This is a genomic window from Pseudoalteromonas sp. Angola-30, assembly GCF_028599215.1.
GTDB classification, from domain to species: Bacteria; Pseudomonadota; Gammaproteobacteria; order Enterobacterales; family Alteromonadaceae; genus Pseudoalteromonas; species Pseudoalteromonas atlantica.
Map to the genome: position 1 here is coordinate 481,475 of NZ_JAQREI010000001.1, position 21,023 is coordinate 502,497.

The window sequence follows — 21,023 nt, forward strand, 5'->3', positions numbered from 1 at the left end:
TAATGTGTTTTGTTTAATCGTAAGTGTTGGGGATTTCTGATAAAGTATTTATTAATACAAGGCTTTGTTAATATTAAAGAATCGTTATTTATGACTGACTCAAGTGTGACCGTATTTAGTAACGTGCAAAATAAGTTAGGTGAAAGCCCGCTTTGGCACCCTTTGCTTGAAACGCTATTTTGGGTAGATATAGAAAAAAACCTGCTGCTAAGTAAGTGTTTAACAAAGCCTGACTCACTAACACAAGTTGAAATGCAAGATACGGTTTCGGCTTTAGCGTGGCTTGATAAAGCACATCTTATTATTGGCACCAGTACGGGTATATATAAATACCATATAGCTTCTGGGGTGCGCCAAACGCTCACATTTTTAGAAAATACCCAGTCCACACGGCGCTCTAATGATGGTCGGGCAGACCCTTGGGGTGGTTTTTGGCTAAGCACTATGGATACAAACGCCCGCTCAGGCGAAGGTAAGATTTACCGTTTTTATCAAAATTCGCTTAATTGCGTGGTGCAAGGTTTAACCATTCCCAACGGGTTATGTTTTGATAAAGCGCGCTCACGTGCTTATTACTGCGACTCAAAAGCCAGCTGTATTTTTACTTTAAATGTAAACCCAGATAGCGGTGAGCCTATATTACCCGCCCAAGTTTTTTATCAATTTAAAAATACCCAAGTAGACCCAGATGGCTGTGTGATTGATGCCCTTGGCAACTTATGGCTTGCGGTATGGGATATGGGCTGCGTTATGTGTTTATCGCCAGATGGGGAGGTTTTAAACACACTGTCGCTTGCTGCAACAAAACCTACAAGCGTTGCGTTTGGTGGCAACAACGCACAGTGGCTATTTGTAACTTCTGCAGATGACAGTAATGTAAAAACTAACCAGTCATTACAAGGTAATGTATTTAAAATATCAGGTATAAAAAACGGGCAGCTAGAGCCGCCCGTTACTTTATAATAGATTTAGTTATGTAAATTGGCACACCTTATTACGGCCTGTTTCTTTTGCGGTATAGAGTGCTTGATCGGCTTTGCTTATAAAGCACTGTGGCGTGCTATTTTTATCAGGCGTGGCTGAATAAAAACCGATACTTAATGTTAAGTACTCACTTACGGTAGAATTATTGTGTTTTATGCCTGCCGCGTTAATTGCTTGTTGAATTAAGCGGGTAAATTGCTGGCAGTCTTGCTCATTAGTTGCCGGTAAAATGACGGCAAATTCTTCACCGCCATAGCGCGCGGCTAAATCGCCTTCGCGTCGGCATTGCGACTTAAGCGCAGCTGCCACCTTAACTAAGGCTTCATCGCCTTGTTGATGGCCGTAGCTGTCGTTGTAATTTTTAAAAAAATCTATATCGCACATAATTAAGCTAACCGGTTGCTTTGCACGTGCGCAGCGTTTAATTTCGCTCTCTAGTGCTTTGTCAAAACAACGTCTATTTGCAATTGTGGTTAGGCTGTCGGTATTAACAAGGTGGTTAAGCTTTTGATTTGCGGTAATCAGCTGTTGTTGAATATGCTGAAGCTCTTGCTTGTAGTTTAAGTTTTTAAACGCATTAGCGATTATTTCACCTACTAGTTTTAACCTAATTAAGTCTAAGTCTGTCCACTCACGTTTTTGCTTTACACAATCACAACCAATAAAGCCTACTAGCTCCTTATCGTAGCGAAGGCCAATACACAGTACCGATTGAATACCTTCACGCTCAAGTTCTTGTTTTTCTTTAGCCGCTTTTGCTGGGAGGCTGGCAACATCATTTACTTTAAATAAGTGTGTGGTGCCCATTAAATTAGCAAAGTAGGGGAGTGAGTTTTTTGGTATGTGCTGTAGTTGATCTTTAAATGGCTGAATCCCTTGGTTAACCCACTCATGGGTGTTACGCATTGACTTACCATCGTCAGAAAATTTAAATAAGTAGCTTCTATCGGCATGGCATACAGTGCCAATGGCTTTAAGCGCAAACTCTATATGAGTATCAATATCGTCAATTTGAATATCTATTAAGTCGGTAGAAATTTTTGAAATAATTTTATCAAAGTTATATTGCGCATCTTCGTTGTGTTCAATTATCTCAAACGTAGCAATGTATAAGTGACTATTTAGCGAGGCAAGTTTGGCGTTTAGTAATAGGCCTTGCGTTTGTTTTTGTAAAAATACGTGGCAGTTAGTATTTATAACTAAGTATTTTTCAAACAATTGCGAAACAGTAAATTGTTTTTTACTTTCTGGACTACTTAGCGTGAGGTGCTTAAAGTCTGCATCTTTTAAAGTTGGCTGTGAGGGTAAATCAAATATACTCTGCGCTTGAGTGTTTGCTTTATAGGCTTGTGTTTTAGCATCATAAAGTACAACGGCAAACGGAATAAGCTTTATAGTACTCCACATATCTTCGATTGGTTTTAAGCCCACTCATTGCTCCAGTTGATTTTACATATAATTTAATTGTTCCTACTATGTTATTTAGTACAACTTTAGCTATTTTGCTAAGTTTTTAGTGCGTTTAAGAGGGCTTCGTATTACAATTGCTACTGTATATCATTACCCTTTTCTACTCTAAGCCACCTGACGGCTTATTTGCATTTTAAGTATAGGTTTTTCAAGCATTTCATGACAGAAATCACTACACACCAGGCGTCTCGTCGTCGGTTACTTATCGCTTTAGCGATAACATGTTCATTTATGGTAATTCAGGTAATTGGCGCTTATTACGCTAATTCGCTTGCTGTACTTGCCGATGCAGGGCACTTATTTGTGCATAATAGCTCGCTATTTATTGCCCTTATTGCCTCAAGCTTAGCAATTCATTTTGCTAAAACCTATAACGATGGCTATCAACGCGCTGAGCTCATTGGTGGTTTAATTAATGGTTTACTGTATTTGGCGATAAGCTCCGTTATTTTATATGAAGGTGTAGAGAGAATTTCCCATCATAACGATGGTCATGATTTAGCAATAAACAGCTTTTTAATGTCGAGTATTGCCTCTGTGGGGTTTTTATTTCATGGTGCTGCAGCGTGGGTACTTTATAAAGGCCGCAAAGCAAGCATTAATGTGTACGCTGTATTTTTACATTCGTTTTTTGACATTATATCGACCATTTCTACGTTTATAGCTGGCGTACTTATTTATTTTACGGGCTGGAGCATTATTGATATTTTATCGAGCATGCTAATTGCCTCGTTTGTGTTATTTACCGGCGGTAAAGTGATCACGAGCTGTATTAAAGGGCTGTTCTTTAATAACGCGAAGTTGCCTAAAGTGAAGGATATTGAGCAGTCAATTACCGATTTAGAGCATGTGCATAACGTACATAATGTGACGGTGTCGCGCAAAGACAGCGATATTATTGTCGGCGCTCACGTGGTGTTAAAAGAGCATTGTACAATTGAAAAGCACGATGAAGCCTGCCGCTTAAAAATAGAAAAACTCCTCGCTGCGCGTTTTAATGTTAAAAGCAGCGTACTGCAAATAGAAAGCCACGAATGCCAGCATATTCATAGCTAACTTTTTATTAAAGTGTGAATATGCTCATGTGTTTCGGGGTTTTGTAATTGCTCTGCACGCATTGGTTTTGCAAAATAATAACCTTGTAAAACATGACAACCTAACCCTTCTAAAAAGGCTTTTTGTTGCTTAGTTTCAACGCCTTCGGCTATGCAATAAAGCTCTAAGTTTTGAGCCAAAGTGTAAATGGTTTTGATGATCGACTCATCACTTTTATCAATCCCAATGCTGTTAACAAAGCTTTGATCAATTTTAATGACATCAATAGGGAACTGGCTCAAATAAGTAAGAGATGAGTAGCCGGTGCCAAAATCATCGAGTAACAGCTTAAAACCAGCCGACTTTAACTTTTGTAGTTGCTTTGCGGCTTTTTGCTTGTCTTCTAGCAGTATGTTTTCTGTTATTTCTAGGCGCAGTTGCACTGGGCTCATTTGATGCTGTTTTAATATATTGGTCAGCTTGGTTGCTATATTCGTCCTTAAGATGTGCTTTGGCGACAAGTTAAGTGAAATATAAAACAATGGGTTGCTGGCCAATGTAGGGGCTAGCTCAGTTAGCGCGCGCTCTAAAGCTTGCTCAGTTAATGCTTCTATCAGGCCTGTTTCTTCAGCAATAGGGATAAATAAAGCCGGCGAGACAAATTGGCCGTTATTTTCCCAGCGCATAAGTAATTCAACCCCATTTATTGTTTGTGCGTGCGTGTCTATTATGGGTTGGTAGTGATTAAATAATAGATTATCTTTCGCGGCGTCTTTTAAATCGTTTTCGAGGATGAGCTTTTGTTTTATTTGCTCGTTCATCGAGTCGTTAAAAAACTTAAACCCGTTTCGGCCAGCTTGCTTTGCATGCATCATGGCTACATCGGCGTTTCTGATCAGTAAATCGGTCGAGCTGGCATCAAATGGGTATAAAGCCACGCCAATACTGGCTGATATATTAATAGAAAAATCTTCGATAATGACCTTATTGGCAAGTTCTGAGCTAATACTTTTGACTATGTTATTAAGTGCGGCTATGTCTTCTACGTTATCAATAAGCACTAAAAATTCGTCACCGCTTTGGCGGCCAAGCGTGGCATTACTTGGCAACATAGCGCTTACTCTTTGGGTAATATTACACAGCAGTTGATCTCCCACTGCGTGGCCAAATGTATCGTTTACCGGTTTAAATTTGTCTAAATCTATAAATAGTAAAGCGCTTTGAGTGAGCTGTTGGTGAGCTTTTTTAATCGATTTACCAATTTTTTGATGCATTAAACTGCGGTTAGGCAATTGTGTTAGGGGATCGAAGTTGGCTAAATAACGCAGCTCATCTTCTGCCTTTTTTTGCTCTGTTAAATCCGAAATAACAATCACATAGTAACTTATGCTATGTGTATCTTTAGCGATTGCAGTGGCACTTATATGTATGGGGTGGTGCGGGTTAGTTGCAGTTTTAATAACGGCATCAGTTCGCCAATTTTGTTTTGCTGTTAAGCTTTTTAATGTGTTGGCATAGCTTTTACATTGCACTTTACCTATCGCGTTAATAAACACTTTTAAGCTAAGCGGATGTTTATGAGTTTGCGAAAAGGTTCTTATAAAACTGTTATTTGCAGAAACCGGCACCAAATTATTATCTAAAATAAGCAGCCAGTCGTTTATTTGCCCAAACGCCTCACCTAAAATGTTGGCTTGCTGCTCATTGGCACGTTGCTCTGTTATGTTGGTATATATGCCAGATACAGATACCGGTTTATTTGTGTGTTCGTCATAAATAATTTGCCCTAAATCTTGATACCACAACCAATGGCCAAGCTTATGCTTTAACCGGTAAGTTGCTTGCCAATGCTCATGCTTTTTTTGTTTGGTAAAATTTAACCAGTGCGAAATAACCCGCGGTTTGTCTTCAGGGTGAATTAAAGCTAAATAATGTTTTAATGGAATACGGTTTGGCAAATTAGTATACCCAAGCTCACTCCCCCGGTTTGTATTTACCGAATCGTCGCTGTAATGGTAATCCCAAATGCCACTTTTATTGTTACTGAGCGCAAGCTCGGTTTGTTTTTGCGAGTGTATTGTCGCTTTTTGCGCATTAGCTATGGCTAGCTGTCTGCTTCTGTATTGCCAAAACAGTAAACACAGCACAGTTATAATAATTAAAATATAAGCCGCATACGCATAAGGAGACTTCCACGGCGCGTATGCCACATTAAAATTTAACAGCGCTGGCTTTGACTCGGTCGCACTATTAAAGTTATACGCGCTGGCCTTTAATTGATAATTACCTGGTGGGAGCTTTGTAAAAAATATTTTGTTTGCTTTTAAATCATCATACTCTAGCGAAGTAGGTCCTTGAAGCGTAATTTTGTAACGTGTTTCCGCGCTATTTTGAAAATCAAAGTTAGAAAAGCTGACCTCCAAACCCATATCTTCATGTGTTAATTGCAATGCAGAGGTGGCAAACTGATTTGGCTGATAGTCTAAATCGCGCGACATTAAAGTAATATCGGTTATTGAGGTTGTTGTTTGCGTGCTTTGCTGTAAAAACTCAGCGGGGTTAAACGAAATTGCACCATAACTGCTGCCAAACATTACAGTGTTATTTTTAAGCGTAATTGCCCCTAAAGTGCTAAATAAATTAACCGATAAACCATCTTTTACTGTAAAAACTCGCAGCCTTAACGTATCGGTATTTAAGCGATACAACCCATTTTTACTGCTAAACCATAAATAACCATACTCATCGCTAATAAGTGAATAAATAGACTGCGTTTTTAAGGCGTTACTTACGTTAAAGTGGTGCTTTTTTTCAAAGCTCTGCGCATCAATACCCACTAGGCCTTCGCTGGTTGTTGCTAACCATAAAATATTGTTTTTGTCAGCTAACCAGTTTTCGACTGTGTGGTAATTTTGGCTGTCTTTTTTACTGGTTTTATAAATAGCGGTAAGGGTGTTTGTTTGTTCGTTAAACCGGTAAAAGTGGGTAGTTGTACTTAATACAAATTCATTTGGGTAATCATCAAAAGGTCGATGAAAGGTATAGGCCTCTAAAGGGTTTACATGTTGTTTTAACCCGTTAATTTCGCGCGTTAAGCCTGTTTTGCCATTGTACACATAAAAACTGTGATCATTATAAAAAGCGAATGTGTCGGGGGCTACCTCAGACAAACCATAAATAACCGCACCTTCAGACAGTGCGTTATTTAAATCTTTTTTAGCAACGGCTGTGCCTGTTTCTTTGTCAAATAAAATTAAACTGTAGTACCCCGTTAGCCATAAATACCGCGAAGTGGAATCTAAATGTGCTTTATTAATTGCAAAAATAGCGTATTCACCATAAACCGCTTTAGGGTCTTGCGAGGTTAGGTAGTAGGTTGTTTTGTTTTTAGCATTTACATGAGCAAGGCCATTATCGGTGCCGTACCACATAGATAAATCATCGTCTTGGTAAATACTGTTTATATAGTTGTTTTCGGGTAGGGTGATTTTGTTAAAGCGCCGTGTGTTTATTGACCAAGTAAGCACGCCTTGAGTGCGCGACGCCAGCCAAAACACGCCACTTGAGTCGACCATTAAATCGTTAATAGTATTTTCGGTAATATTAAATTTACTTTGATCAAAGCTAAGAATTAACTCAGTGGTGCCCTTTTCTCGGTTAAATTCGAACAAGCCATGCTCTGTGGCAATAAATTCGCCATAGGGTGTATTGCTGTAATCCCAAATATTGTAATCAGCAATCACGCTTTTAGTGCTTTTATCTGCAGCTGCTCCTGCTGAGCTATTTAAACTTAACGCGTACATGCCCTCAACGGTGCCTACTAATAATCCTAGCGCGGGGTCTACAGATAAAAATTTAACATTACTGTTATCGACTGTTTGTTTATCGGGAGTATGTAAATTAAGAGGGGTTAATGACTCTGTTTTTAGGTCGTAGCTAAATAAACCCGTTTGTGTGCCTATAAATAGCGTATTTTTGTAATATTTTAACGCGCGCACCACGCTGTTTTCATTGCCTATAGTAAACTCTAAAGTAAGTGAATTTGTTTTAGAGTTAAGTGAATACACGTTGTTTAAAATGGCAAGGTAAAAGGTATCTTGGTGCTGAGCTATCGCTTCAATAGAAGCGAAACTAGCTGTATTACCTGCAAGATTGCCCGAAAATATATTACGAGTAGTTAACGTTTTTGGGTTAACTAAATAGGCACCGGCAAGCTCAGTAGAAACAATTATATTGCCTGCATGCGTTTTAAATAGTGTAGTGATGAAGTTTTCGTTAAGGGTAAATCCGCCATCAAAAGGGGTTACCGTATAGCCGTCAAATCGATTAAGCCCTTGCGCTGTGGCTATCCAAATATAACCTAAATCATCTTGCAAAATTTTAGTTACGTAATTTTGGGATAAACCTTCATCGGTAGATATTCGTTGCAGTTGTTGAGCATAATTTGTGGAGGCAGATACGCTAGTAATACAAAGAAAACATACAGTGGTGAAGAGAAAAAACAAAATACTCAATCGCACTAATAAACTCGCTCTAGGGCAGGGGATATACATATAAAAGTTAAATATAGCACATTTTTTAAAATGTGGATTACAACTTATAACAACTAAATTAAAGCACTAATTTAGTTATTTATAACCATTTAAGCTACGCTTACTAATTATAATTACTTAAAACGGGGTGTTATGGTTAGTCACAAAAATTTATCTGCAGATAACAGCGTGTTATTAGTGATAGATATTCAAGATAAGCTTTCTCCCGCTATTAGCGAATTTTCTGATTTACTAGAGTGGGCAATAAAAATTGCCAAAGTAAGCGCCCTTTTTAAAATTCCTAGCATAGTGACTGAACAATATCCTCAAGGGCTTGGTGGTACAAACAGGCTTTTAAAAAACACCCTTGTAAACGCACAGACTGTTGAAAAAACACATTTTAGTGCGTGTAATGAGCCTGCATTTAATGCTGTGTTTACAAAGCTTACGCGTTCACAAATTATAGTAATAGGCACAGAGGCGCATGTATGTGTGTTACAAACCTGCTTAGATTTAATAGCCCAAGGATTTGAGGTGCATGTAGCGGCAGATGCTGTGGGCTCACGTAATACGATGCATAAATCGCTAGCTCTAGAGCAGTTACAACAGGCAGGGGCAATAATTACAAGCGTAGAAAGTATCATTTTTCAGTGGACAAAAAACGCAGCATTACCTGAGTTTAAAGCGGTTTTATCAATTATTAAGTAAAGTTGGCAAGCTAGGCTATATTGATAATTAAATGTGGTCGTAATTATTAGCTAATACGTACAACCCCTGATTTTGTTTAAAAAAATTTTAATAATTAAAGGTATTTATGAATAGTGTAAGTCGTTTATTCACCATAATATTCATTTTTTTGTTTGTAGAGTCTATCGCCCTAGGCTTGTACTTTGGGACACTTACACAAGCATTTATAGTCGGCCTACCTTTAAGCTTAATGCCTATATGGTTACTTAAAACTCAGAAAAATAACCCAATCACAGGTCATGTTGTTGCTGCGGCAATTATGATGTTTTCTTTTTTGCACATACAACAAGCCTTTGGGTTAATAGAAGTACACTTCGAAATATTCATCTTAATGGCCATGTTGATTATGTTTGTACAGTGGCAGGTGTTTATTACGGCCATTATTTTTGTGGCCGTTCATCATTTAAGCTTTTACTTTTTACAAACACAAAACACCGGTTTTTATGTATTTGACCCTGACAGACTGGCGTTTACTACGGTGCTTATACATGCCGGCTATGCAATAGTAGAAGTGTTTGTAGCAGGCTATATTGCTAAAACACTACAACAAGAGCGCAGAGCTGGCGTGTCTTTAACCAAAGCGACCGAAGCCATTATGCAAGACCCTGAGCATATACAGCTTTCGCTTAGGGCCGATGATAAAAATAGCAATGCAGTAGCGGGCTTTAATACTTTATTGGGTTATTTATCAGATGTAATTAGACAAGTGCAAACGCAGTCTCTTTCACTGCAGCAAAATTCGCAGCAATTAATAAACGTACACGATGAGCTAGCAAGCGGGGCAGAGCAAAGAAAGCAACAAACTAATGATATAGCTGACTCTGGTGCTCAAGTTGCACAGGGTTTTAGCTTAGTTGAGCATGAAAGCGAAGTATTAAAGCAGCAGGTAGATAACATTACTCAAGCAGCAAATAGCGCCTTAAATGACGTTATGCAAACAGACACTAAAAGCACGGAGCTACTTAATTTACTTAATCATACAGAAGAGCAAATAAATCATTTAGTGGCCGCTGGTGATGTAATATCAGGGTTGTTAAATGAAATATCAGGCATTGCAGAGCAAACTAACTTACTTGCGCTTAACGCAGCCATTGAAGCCGCAAGAGCGGGTGAACATGGCCGCGGGTTTGCTGTTGTAGCCGATGAAGTCAGAACGCTTGCTACAAGCAGTAAAGCCACGACAGATAAAATTGCTTTAACATTAAAAGATTTAGTTACAAACAGTAAAACGTCAACCCAATCTATGAGCCAGTGTGTCGATTTTGTTGTTGATTTAACGCATATCAGCACCACCATGAAAGAAAACATAAGCGCCATGAGTGAGCAAATAAAAGCCGTCAGCCAAAGTACTCACTCTGTAGCGCAAGTTGTTGCTGAGCAAGCTGTAAACACAAAACAAATAGCCTCAAGCACAGAACAAATGCAGCAAAGCCAATATCAAGATACCAAAGTGGTAGAAAAACTAACCGCTAAAGTACAAATGATCGACGTAAGTATTGCGGTATTAGAGCAAAGCATTGCTAAATTTAAGTAATTCATCCATGAAAATGAGTGCAGTGATTGCTCTGTGGTTAGTGTTGACGGTCTCTGGTTTAGTTTATTATCAATACAATCAGTTGCGCGTTTTTGACAGTTATGGCGTGCTTGAACAACCAGGGTGGTTTACTAAATTTAAACAACACATAGGATTTACAGCTGCAAAGCATAATTCGTTGATTATCGTTACTGACCCTGACTGTGGCTGCACCAAGCAAGCCCAGCCTCATTTAAAACAGTTGGCTGCGTTTTCTAAAGCGCAAAATATTACGCTTATCAATATTGAGCAAACAGCCTCTTTACAAATACTGCTCCCTGCTACACCAGCTGCCGTGGTGATTAACGATAAAGGTGACTTTGTTTATGCCGGCCCGCTTTCTCAAGGGCTTGGCTGCGCGCAGGGCAGTGGTTTTGTTGAAACGGTTATAAATAATCTTGTAGCTGGATTTAACACCGAACTGTTACTTAATAAAACCAGTGGTTGTTACTGCACTGCTTAATATTAGTGAATAATGAATCGCTTCCTAGATTTTCAATTTCAAAAACGTATTTCATTATTGACTCAAGGTAATGCTTAATGACAAACAAATTTAATAAAGTATACAGTGTGAGTGTCGAGCCTGATGAGTTTCTCTTATTTAATGAAACGGGGTTCGAACAAACAATTCAATTGACCGAGGGCCAGTTGTTAATGTTCGACGGTATGAGCATGAGAGACAATTGGAGAGAGTTGGCCGTTGATTGGTTGATAGAGCCTAGTACTGCTCACCAAAACTTAAAAAAACCTGATATAGCCGGTTTGGGTGCTTCAACAATTGTAGTATCCCCTAAGTATTCACCGTTATTCTTAAACGGTTTTAGCAAAAATGTTGAACTGCTTGAATGCAATTTAGAAGGTGAGAAGTGGCTTGCATTTAATGTTGTAGGCTTTGACAAAGCCCTTAGTGAAGAACACTCCATCCGAAATGTTAAAAATGGCAAACCGAGTAGAATTAGAAAGTTCAAAAAGATGGTATTCGACAAGAGTGCGATTGAAAGTCCTGAACTATTTAGGGTGCGAGAAGCTGGACTTCGATACTTTACTACAGATGCTACAAATAGCTTATATAGCATCGTTCAAGAACACGGGATAAAAGGGCTGTACTTTAACGAAGTCGAAACAGTTTAGCCTGTAAATTAAAGGTTAAGGGGAGGCAGCAGACTCCAAAGTTAATTTTATAATTTTGTATCAATGCTGGTTTAGAGCTAAAAGTTGTAAGTAATTAGTTTGTAAAAGAACTCTGATTTACTAGGCAAAAATTATATTACTTCGCACCCCAGTTACTTTAACAACCAAAGCTACTCCGTTAGATTAAAAATCTATATTAGTAGCTTTTAAGAAAATATGAGGACAAATATAAATGTATGCAAGACTAGCTATTGTAATTGGGATCTTATTTCTCATTCTTTTGATGTCATATGATGAAACTGAAACTGAAACTGAAACTGAAACTGAGAATGAAAGTGTTAGTTGGGCCAACGTAGAGAGTGTATCTGATTGTGATATGCAATATAAAGAGGCTTCGGACGAGCAAAGAAACTCTAATGGTCAAACTTATACCATAAATTACTCTATGGATGCAGATGGTTTTTTTGATAAGTGTGCAGAAGGGAATATGGGACCTTGGTCAAAAGCATGCCCCTATTATCAACAATGTATTGCATCAGTAAAAAATAAGCTTCCAGGTACTGTAGATATAGAACCGCTTAGCTATGCTGCTACAGCCGAATATGTACGGGATTATCTGATAAAGCAGAATGAATTAAAAAATACAGCTGAAAGTGCAAACAGCCGATCAGATAATATTTTAAAAGCTTGCTCAAACCCTCATGAACGAGGTAAGGCATTAGATGGAATGATTTATAGATATATTCCAGAAGTTCCTGACTTGGATGTAGCTGAGCGGTTGGCTTTGAAAGCAAATTCAGGCTACGGTGAATGTATATGTGTTTTACATGATTATCTAAATTTGGATATAGATATGTCCATAGGCAAGTGTCTAGCTGACCAATTTATAAGCTACTAGATTGGAAAACTTGAGAGTGGGAAATCGAAAGGTCACTTAGAGCGAGAAGCGGACGGTCGCTCTAAAACACTTTTGGACAGTAATGAGTTAAGCTGAAGGGCGGTTCGGTGCCATAACCGGACATTTAACGACTTTGTAACCAGCCAAGTAATGAGTTGCCTAAAATTGTGTAGTGAAACCTAGCCAATTGTTACGTGCCCTTGTTAATTGACTTATTAGGCATACTTTTCTCAATACTATCGAGCAAGGAAAGTACGTCTTCAACAAAGCACTCTAGGACCACATTTAATGTCCAAGATTTTTTATATTCAACGCCTTTAAATTGAACCGCAATCTTATATTTAGGATCAATAAGTTCGCTAAGTGGAACTGTTTTGGAAAAAGAATCTGCATGAATAATTTTATCGCAGACCTGCTTAAGAGTTGCAGGTTTCTCTATTAACTTATCATCGAAATATAACCATGATGAATTTGGTAATTCCAAATTCGGTTGATTAATTGTACTTTGGTAGAGATTTACTCTAATTGCAATTACTAGACTAAGAAGGTTGCTAGACACTAAATTATGTAAAGTATCTTAAACATTTTTAGACATAACTAATCTAGAATTTTCTGATGAAAGACTACTGGTTGTTAAATCTAATCCATGACAGATTAAACACAAGCGCCTAATTTCATTAAAGTCTTGCTTGTGCTGACCGAAGATATCGCGCATTTACTTTCCTGTAAGCCTAATGAGTTGATCGCGTATATATCTGCTCGTGTTACTCTACTTTTCTACTTGATATAGTTTTAACAAATTACCTACTACATTGCTATCAAATAGCTTCCTATTATTTTTAAATAAACCTAAAATGGTTATGCTCAATCAACCTCAATTCAAAACATTCAACAAACTATTAATCACCGAAATAACGGGGTTACTTTTATACGGCATGGGTATAGCAATTTACCTACACATAAATAACCCAGATAAATACCTATCACCAAACTCCGAAGAAGCAATGCCTCAATTGTATGTAGCGCCCAGCAATAAATTAAAGGGAAACCCAAGTACAGAGTTTTTTGCTAATGTAAACTAGGCTTATTACACTCATATTATTACTGAGTCTGAGTACATACAACTCACGCATAATTACAATCTAATTATGCCGAACGATTTAGACCTGGAATTCAAACCTAGCAAACAACTATTTCATAAAACGTAGCTTAACCACCAAAACACTAAACCATAACTTTAAATCCAATTTAAACCCTTTTTAAATTTAACTGAGCGTGTTTAAACGGTTTTGAGCGAAAAACATACCACAAAATAAAGTAAGGCGTTTATAATCACTTACAGGCGCTTACAGGTTTTTAATCTTTTCGCAAAAGTTGTACTAAATAATAAGCCCCTTGATGGAGCTTAGGCCGTTTTCGCTATTCTACAAATCACTCAGTGTAAATTTGACGCCAGAAGGCTTGGTTTCTTTGCGATCATAACGGTGTCTATCAAAGTGTTTTTTATAGCTAGTGTCATGGAGGTTTGCATGAACCACTTCTCGGTGAGGTATGGCAATAGCAAATTTTTTGTAGACTCCCAGTTTACTTTTCTTTTCAACACCCTCATCAATAGCGTCGAACTCTTCGTTTAAGATATGTTCTATAACAGGCTTATAATCAATCAAATAAATAAGGTCTTTCTTTTCATTACATCTGTAACCACTCAAAATAGGCAAAAGGTGAATATCATTACTATCAATACCTATTTCAGATATATAGCCTATATACACCTTATCATTTGATAAAGTAAATGCGATAGGTAAACCGTATTCCCAAGAGTTAAATGCAAGGTGGGTAAACTCTGGTGTTAAGTCTTTTCTAGCAGCCTTCTTCCAACTGTTGAATGTTGGGTTCTCTTGTCTTTTTTTAGCGACTTTATATTTTAGCCTAGGAATAAACCAGCTAAAGAAAAATGTAAAAAAAAGCACAGATATTAAGTTTACCGCTTCAAAGTCCTGTCCAACCGATGGCGATAAAATATTTAATTGATTCCGAAACCATAACCCAATTGATTGGGCAATGCTAAACTGCGCTATTGCAGTAGTAAATATATAAGAACATATAAAAAGCAATAATCCTGTCGAAGCTGCTAGCAAAAAGGTATGGTAGCCCTTTGAAGCATCATACTTAGGGTAAAGCTTATAGTTTGTTTTTCTGTAAATATGCCCAGCTATCGTGATAACCAGTATGAATATAACGGTAGGTTTTATCATAATTTCCCTATAAAAAAAGCGCCTTAGCGGCGCTTTCTTTTACTAACTTTGTCTTACATAAGCTCTAGCATGTCTTACCTGGTCTTTAACGACATCACTCTTTGAGAGGGAATCTAAATCAGCAATAAAATACTTTCCACCAGAAACCTTTACTTTAATTTCGTCTGTATTTTCTTTATACGTAAAAAATTTCTTAATAAATCTAAACATATTACACCTCCATTAAAAGGGAAGTGATCCCTTAACCCAACCAATCGTCACAATCTCCTGTGCGACAGTCACAACTACTTAAATTGATATTAGTAATATAATCCACAAATCAACCATTTTCAATAATAACAGTTGGACAATGCAGTGATAGTCTTGACTTTTCCTAGTAATCATTAAAACCCATTCACTATTCAAGAAATGATTCAGCCAAACTTTCCTAAAAGAATATTTATAGGATACAATGATCTACTTCAAAGGTACTTCGATAGGCATCATCACTGCACTATTATCTGGCTTATTTTTTTCTTCTACATGAATTGCAAGTGAAAGGTACATAATCGAATTTCGAGCGAGCTTCATCAACGTCATGAGCCTTGATTCAAATTCACTCTCTTTTATCAGCACAGAATGACTTGAAAGCTTTTGGTGCTCATAAATTTTTGACCGTGTTTGACGCAAACCTTCATCAAGTAATTTTTTTTTGGTCTCTAGTTCGGCTTTAAGAATTATATTATGAGCCTTTTTCGCCGAAGCAATTTTACCATACAGCTCTTGAAGTTGTTCTTCAAAGTCATCTATACCATCATTAAGCTTTTCAAGCTGTGATTGCTTAAAAGCTTTATCTGATTGAGTTAGGGTATAACCAAAATCATCAACAATCTTTAAAGAACGATGTTCTATAGCATTTCTAATATCAGAAAATGCCTTTGCATCAGGATCAAGCCACTGACTAACAGAAGTCGAGTCTTTCACATCTCGAATGTCTTTCAGGATGTAGAATAAGGCGTGGATAAAGCAATTCTGACTACCTTTAAGCTTATTGTGCGGTTTCCAGTTTTTACTGCTGTTAAGTTCACTAAAGATACTATCAAAGCTGATTTTATGATCATACTTGATATCATTCAGATCAAAAAAGCGATTAATAAAGTAAGCAATTTTATCAAATATTGAATAAAGCGTTCTGAACGCGCTTTTATAATGACTAGCTTTTAGATTGGTAATGGAGTGTGACATATCATCAATGTGAGGATATGTTTTATTGAAGAAATGCGTATGGTCACTAGGTATGTTTCTAGCCGAAAAAATTAAATAACGCGCATAGCAAAAATCGTTCTTTAATTCATCGAAGTTTCCATGATACATAAGCTCTTCATGCATCGATAAAGCGAAGTTTATTTGTTGAGAAAAAGAGGGGAGAGTCATAATGTCTTGATAGACAATTTCAGATACGCAAACGTCATTTAAATCATTGATAAAAAGCTTGTTATCTCCACACCACTTTAAATATTCTCCTTGCTTTCTTGTCTCAATTTCCTCTTCAAATGACTCAAAATAGTCAAAATCTTCTGGTTTAAAAGTATCTTCAAACCATGCTTTAAAATTCATAAAATTGCTGTTGTCTGAATAAGCAATTCTTTGCTCAGGATGAAGCTGTTCAAGGCTTTCAATACCTAAATTTATGAGTAAGTATGCAGTAAAGTAGTGGTAGTGCTTATGACTAGGATCGTAAACATTACTCGCAAGAAAAAGCTCGTTGTTTGCTTTAGATATTATAGACACAGGGTTTTGTATGCAATTAAGGGCATTATCCCATAATGGAATACAGCAGAAAGCACGACCTTGAGAACTTAGCTTATTGCCTAAATTGGTTTCAATGCAGCTTTGTAGAAAAAGTTCTTCATCAGTTGGAAAGTTGATTTGTCGTATGACGTATAGAGCTTTTCTGAAAAATATAACGGATTTACTTAGTTCATCAGAAAACCAATCTAGTTTATGGTAGCTAAAAATCGCTGCTGAACAATTACCCAATATATAGTAAAAACGAGCTTCATCAACGAGATTTTCAAACTTATAATCAACGCCTAACAACGATTCTAAGAACGTTTTAATCTTTTCATGATCATTAGCTATCAAAAACTCATCAGCCTTCATTGACAGCTCTTCAAGAGCAGTTGAATTCAAGACATTTTCTGACATACATGTAGAGCGCCGTTAAATTAATTTCACATCATACTAACGCATTGAGAATTTGTATTCACTTTATATCCATAAGTCATATATGCCAATGGTCTAAACTAGCTTAAACTGTGATTCTAACTATGTCATTAGCTTAAGGGTTGCGCGGTATTATGCTATTCCAACCCCGTTGAATCCTTACTGACATTACGAAATGTAAGTCAAGTGACGATTTGGCTAAGCTAGTTCTTAATCGATCGCAACTCACTTTGGGGCAGTTTCTTCTTAGCCACCGCCCCATAATCAAAGATGGAAAAAGGAAGCCAACGAACCGGATTATAATGGACAAAATCGATTCTGAACTGATACGTGCATTTCGACGATAACGGATTTTCACGCTTAACTAAGGTGTGAAGCACGCAGCTACAATACTTATATTGAACACTATAATCACTCAACCTAATTAAAACCAAAAAACCAAAATGCCAAGCGCTGAATCACTCTTAAATTGTTTATTATATTTTAGAAAAATACTCCGAAATTAATTCCTTATTTACAAGATAAGAATCCAAAACTTGATATAGAAAATACTCGCCATCTTTCTTGAACATGAATGGTATTCTTGCGTTGTCAATTTTGAATGACTTTATTTTTTTATACCCTTTCTTAGCAGGGTTACACAAACGCTCACTATAATCGTCTAAAGTATAAACAATATATTCATGATCTAAGTGTGTTATTAAATATTCACCTGCTAGATTGATATACTCTAAATGAATCACTTGGGTAACGACATCATCATTCATAGCCTCAAAATCATCTAACGTTTCTTCGAATGTTAAACTTTTTTTCTCCTGATCATGACGAATCCACAAACTATCCTCATAGTTATCGATCGAGTAAAATTTAGAGACTTCCGGCAAATCTGACACATCAATTTTCAGAGCGGAGCCGTGCTCCATTTCTTCCATCGCTGGAACTGCTTCAGATATATAATCTATCCTAAAAGAGATATCTGACACGAAGTTTAACGTAACGAAATTTTCAAATGACGAAAGTAATTTTTTGGTTACAGGAATCCAAAAGTACTTGTTAATTCTTTTATCACGAATCGTTCGGCTATCTTTATCATTAAGTATTTCGATATGTTCATTGAGACTTAGAAGATTATATTTTAAAAATTGATTATCTGTTTCATTTATGTCTATACCTATTTCCTGATATTCTTTATGTACATATGATGAATACACCATATTTAACATATCACAGCGACCTTTTATTGATTTATAATGATCATACAAAAGCCCTCCTATCACTAAAAATTTATAATTATCAGAAATGTAGCTTTTATCTTCCTCTCCATGAATATTTTTATATGTGTTGTTATAAATTTCCTCAAATCCTGTGTATTCAATGTATTCATTTTCAATAGATTTTATAAGTTCATAAAAGTCCGTTATTTTTAGTCTATCTTCAGCTCTATCAATCACAGGTTTATAAAATTTAATTGCATCTAACGTCCCCCCTAGATCTTGAACTTTATCTTGATAGTACTGTTTTTCCGACTCATATTTACTTGTATACAACTTCATAACCTTTGCTCTAAACGAGCTACAATCAAAGGAGGACTCTATACTTGGCAGTAATTCATCAGTGATGAAAAGTGATCTTTCAAGGAAAGCTCTTGTAAACCTTCCAGACATACAACATTCACTTTTACTTATATCTAAGTTATCTAAGCGCTTAAACAAAACTTCCATATTAAAACCTATCTAACGTTTTGCATGATAAATGAAACAGCGTTTTACTGAGCATTTCATGTAAGTTCGAATATCAACGCTACTTAAACTCAATGTTTTTGTAAAATTTTTTAATAATTAACAATACGTTATCAGCAACTAGGTACAGAAACAAACCTTTTTTTAAAACTAAAAAACCGAGCTTAGATTTAGACGAGAAAGTGAGACTCGTTAAGTAATATTTAAACTGGCCTACAATCAAACGATTAAGATTATATTTTACTTAGTCGAGCTTGTGGTTAACCAGACTTAGCAAGAGTTGAGTAAAAAATGCGCCATTTAATTTACGTCTGTATATTAAAACAGTTGTCAAAGTAATAGACAATGTAGCTAGTTGAACATTTAAAAACGCGATGTCTGCTATTTGCTCTTTTGAGACATTCGCCTAAACACGTTTTGGGGCAAAAACGAGCTACGATTGAAGGTCCGCTGGCACAGAGCCGAACTTCGTCAAAGAGCGAGAAGCAGTCATACAGTTAAGTAATCATTAACTTAGTAAGAATAAGAGGAAAATCTCCTCTTTTTTACATGTTTATATGAGTTACAGAAAACATAATATTTATAGCTGGCAATCACTTATACTATTTGCTAATAATGTAAGTTCATAAAATAAGAACGTTTACGCGCTAAGATAGGGAAAGTGTCCTCTGATAAGTTGTTATGTTTCTAAGAGGTGTAGATGACATTAGTTGTTGCTGGATATAATTTTGAAGAAAACCCATTTCGAGAAATAGATAATATTAAAGAAATTACAGGGGTAAGGGCTGAAGGGCTATTCGCAGTTGCTGACAGTATTATTACAAGCCATAGTTCGAATGGGCATTCTCCTTTGTTATCAGGGTTTAAAAAAATTAAAGAGATCCCTGTTAAATTGTGGCAACCCTATTTTATTGGGGAAAATTTCAAGTCATACAATAGTGTATTTTTGGACTTTGAATGTTTCGTTGCTTTCGCTGGTAGCACTCTAACAGCGCAGCATGTGATTGATTTAATATCTAATCATTTGGCAACATTAAGAATAGATTTTCAAAGTGGAAACTTTCAAAACGATGGTAAGTATGTTGTAAAAAAAAGGTGCGATCCTAATAACCTAATACAGGATGGTCATAGCTCAGTGTATGGCGATGATATGTTTATTCCTGAAAAGCACTATCACGGCCTTTTGACTTCTGAATACATTGCCGAGGTTGTTGAGCATTCGATAAATAAGGCATTAAGTTCAGCTCAAAAATACAAATTAGATAAAAAATCATTAAGGGAAATGTATACAGAGTTTATTCTTGGTGTGAATTGTCCTTCAACAGGCTCAGATCTTTTAGTTAAATATAAAATGAATCAGCGTATGAACACCGAAGGCATGTTTGAAGTTTTTGTTGAAAGTCAGCAAATTCAGGAAGACGAAGTCGCTGTAATAGGAATGAGTGATAGATTCAATGAATTGGCACAAAACACTGCCAAAGACACAATTAAAAAAGGTTTATCATTAAAAAGCGAAATGACTTCGTTTGTTAAAAACGCCATAGACGAGGTTAATGGTGAAGGATCTTTTCAAATAGCTATGCCCGTAGTAGTTAAAAGCCTCGAAAACAGAAAAGTCTCAAAGACGGTAATTACAGAAGAAAAATAACAAGGTATTTAAACGAAATAAAAACAGTGGGTTAGCTTTCGCTTCGCTACACATTTTAACCCGCAATTTTTGTCCAATTAATGCGGCATTACCAATGTCCGCTTCTAGCACTTTTGCGAAGTTCAGCTGTGAGCGTTCAGGGTGCGTTAGCTTAGTCATAATAGGAGGATATTTCCCTTTTTTTTCACATGTTTAAATAAGCTACATTAAGCATAATATTTATAGCTGGTAATAACTTACACTATTTGATATTAATATAAGTACATAAAATAAGGACGTTTTCACGCTAAAGTAGGGAAAGTGTCCTCTGATAAACCTGTTACGTTTTTCGGAGAATTTACAGATGGAATTGAATAAATTTATTCAGAATACTTTAAAACAAATAATTGAAGGGGTAGCCGATTCTCAAGAATTTGCTAAAGAACAGGGAGCAATAGTCAATCCTTCATCCGTTACATATTTCAAGGATGGTAAAAATAATTTCCATAATAAAGCTATGCCACAAAATGTACAATTTGATGTCGGATTAACTTCTATAAATTCAGAAGGTTCAAAAGAAGGCATAGGTGTTTTTCTTGGAGCTATTAAACTAGGTAAAGATAACCAAGAAAGCAATCAAGTCACAGCAGTAACTAAAGTTAAGTTCACAGTTCCTTTGGTGCTACCTGAAGACAGTAAAAAATAAAAACAGTCTGTTTTATGGGTTTTTAAAGCATTATCTAATGCTTTAAAAACGCTTTGAGTTAATTACAGGGTCTCGTATTTTAATTAAAATTTCCTGTTGTAGTTATTCTACAGTCTGGTTA

At 36.6% G+C, this 21,023-nt stretch carries 17 protein-coding genes; 10 read left to right on the plus strand and 7 right to left on the minus strand.

Annotated features, from left to right (window positions below; translation table 11 throughout):
* Positions 1 to 90 precede the first annotated feature (90 nt).
* Positions 91 to 963 (plus strand): SMP-30/gluconolactonase/LRE family protein, encoded by an 873-nt coding sequence (locus tag PSH54_RS02180; RefSeq protein ID WP_273605372.1) that lies wholly within the window; start codon positions 91 to 93, stop codon positions 961 to 963.
* Positions 964 to 972: 9 nt separating this feature from the next.
* On the opposite strand, the gene PSH54_RS02185 is transcribed toward PSH54_RS02180, so the two are convergent.
* Entirely contained in the window at positions 973 to 2,415 is a 1,443-nt protein-coding gene (locus PSH54_RS02185) for a sensor domain-containing diguanylate cyclase (RefSeq protein WP_273605373.1), read from the minus strand.
* A 198-nt stretch (positions 2,416 to 2,613) separates the two neighbouring features.
* On the opposite strand from PSH54_RS02185, the gene PSH54_RS02190 reads away from it, so the two are divergent.
* A complete protein-coding gene (locus tag PSH54_RS02190) occupies positions 2,614 to 3,510 on the plus strand; it encodes a cation diffusion facilitator family transporter (RefSeq protein WP_029774437.1) in 897 nt (298 codons plus the stop codon).
* Here PSH54_RS02190 and PSH54_RS02195 read toward each other — a convergent pair.
* Entirely contained in the window at positions 3,507 to 8,042 is a 4,536-nt protein-coding gene (locus PSH54_RS02195) for an EAL domain-containing protein (protein WP_443197760.1), read from the minus strand. The two genes, PSH54_RS02190 and PSH54_RS02195, sit on opposite strands and share 4 nt — an antisense overlap.
* Before the next feature lie 132 nt (positions 8,043 to 8,174).
* On the opposite strand from PSH54_RS02195, the gene PSH54_RS02200 reads away from it, so the two are divergent.
* The 5 genes from PSH54_RS02200 to PSH54_RS02220 all read left to right on the plus strand — a co-directional run bounded on the left by PSH54_RS02200 (position 8,175) and on the right by PSH54_RS02220 (position 12,370).
* A complete protein-coding gene (locus PSH54_RS02200; RefSeq protein ID WP_273605375.1) occupies positions 8,175 to 8,729 on the plus strand; it encodes a hydrolase in 555 nt (184 codons plus the stop codon).
* Between the two features lie 106 nt (positions 8,730 to 8,835).
* Positions 8,836 to 10,302 (plus strand): methyl-accepting chemotaxis protein, encoded by a 1,467-nt coding sequence (locus PSH54_RS02205; protein WP_273589410.1) that lies wholly within the window; start codon positions 8,836 to 8,838, stop codon positions 10,300 to 10,302.
* 7 nt (positions 10,303 to 10,309) lie between these two features.
* Positions 10,310 to 10,804, plus strand: coding sequence for a DUF6436 domain-containing protein (locus tag PSH54_RS02210; RefSeq protein ID WP_273605376.1), 495 nt, complete (start codon positions 10,310 to 10,312; stop codon positions 10,802 to 10,804).
* 77 nt (positions 10,805 to 10,881) lie between these two features.
* Complete coding sequence (locus PSH54_RS02215; RefSeq protein ID WP_273605377.1) at positions 10,882 to 11,472, plus strand: hypothetical protein; 591 nt, start codon at positions 10,882 to 10,884, stop codon at positions 11,470 to 11,472.
* Positions 11,473 to 11,704: 232 nt separating this feature from the next.
* On the plus strand, positions 11,705 to 12,370 hold the full coding sequence (locus PSH54_RS02220; RefSeq protein ID WP_273605378.1) for a hypothetical protein: 666 nt from the start codon (positions 11,705 to 11,707) through the stop codon (positions 12,368 to 12,370).
* 190 nt (positions 12,371 to 12,560) lie between these two features.
* On the opposite strand, the gene PSH54_RS02225 is transcribed toward PSH54_RS02220, so the two are convergent.
* On the minus strand, positions 12,561 to 12,854 hold the full coding sequence (locus tag PSH54_RS02225; RefSeq protein ID WP_273605379.1) for a hypothetical protein: 294 nt from the start codon (positions 12,852 to 12,854) through the stop codon (positions 12,561 to 12,563).
* Between the two features lie 376 nt (positions 12,855 to 13,230).
* Between PSH54_RS02225 and PSH54_RS02230 the strand changes: the two genes are divergently transcribed.
* The gene (locus PSH54_RS02230) at positions 13,231 to 13,452 is read left to right on the plus strand and encodes a hypothetical protein (protein ID WP_273605380.1); all 222 of its coding nucleotides are present in this window, start codon (positions 13,231 to 13,233) and stop codon (positions 13,450 to 13,452) included.
* 342 nt (positions 13,453 to 13,794) lie between these two features.
* On the opposite strand, the gene PSH54_RS02235 is transcribed toward PSH54_RS02230, so the two are convergent.
* The 4 genes from PSH54_RS02235 to PSH54_RS02250 all read right to left on the minus strand — a co-directional run bounded on the left by PSH54_RS02235 (position 13,795) and on the right by PSH54_RS02250 (position 18,551).
* Entirely contained in the window at positions 13,795 to 14,625 is an 831-nt protein-coding gene (locus tag PSH54_RS02235) for a hypothetical protein (protein ID WP_024032679.1), read from the minus strand.
* A 42-nt stretch (positions 14,626 to 14,667) separates the two neighbouring features.
* Positions 14,668 to 14,835, minus strand: coding sequence for a hypothetical protein (locus PSH54_RS02240; protein WP_024032678.1), 168 nt, complete (start codon positions 14,833 to 14,835; stop codon positions 14,668 to 14,670).
* A gap of 246 nt (positions 14,836 to 15,081) precedes the next feature.
* On the minus strand, positions 15,082 to 16,812 hold the full coding sequence (locus tag PSH54_RS02245) for an LA2681 family HEPN domain-containing protein (RefSeq protein ID WP_273605381.1): 1,731 nt from the start codon (positions 16,810 to 16,812) through the stop codon (positions 15,082 to 15,084).
* A gap of 494 nt (positions 16,813 to 17,306) precedes the next feature.
* A complete protein-coding gene (locus PSH54_RS02250; RefSeq protein ID WP_273605382.1) occupies positions 17,307 to 18,551 on the minus strand; it encodes a hypothetical protein in 1,245 nt (414 codons plus the stop codon).
* Positions 18,552 to 19,269: 718 nt separating this feature from the next.
* Between PSH54_RS02250 and PSH54_RS02255 the strand changes: the two genes are divergently transcribed.
* Entirely contained in the window at positions 19,270 to 20,217 is a 948-nt protein-coding gene (locus PSH54_RS02255; RefSeq protein ID WP_273605383.1) for a hypothetical protein, read from the plus strand.
* A 343-nt stretch (positions 20,218 to 20,560) separates the two neighbouring features.
* Positions 20,561 to 20,902, plus strand: a complete 342-nt coding sequence (locus PSH54_RS02260; protein WP_273605384.1) for a hypothetical protein — start codon at positions 20,561 to 20,563, stop codon at positions 20,900 to 20,902.
* The last annotated feature ends 121 nt before the right edge of the window (positions 20,903 to 21,023 follow it).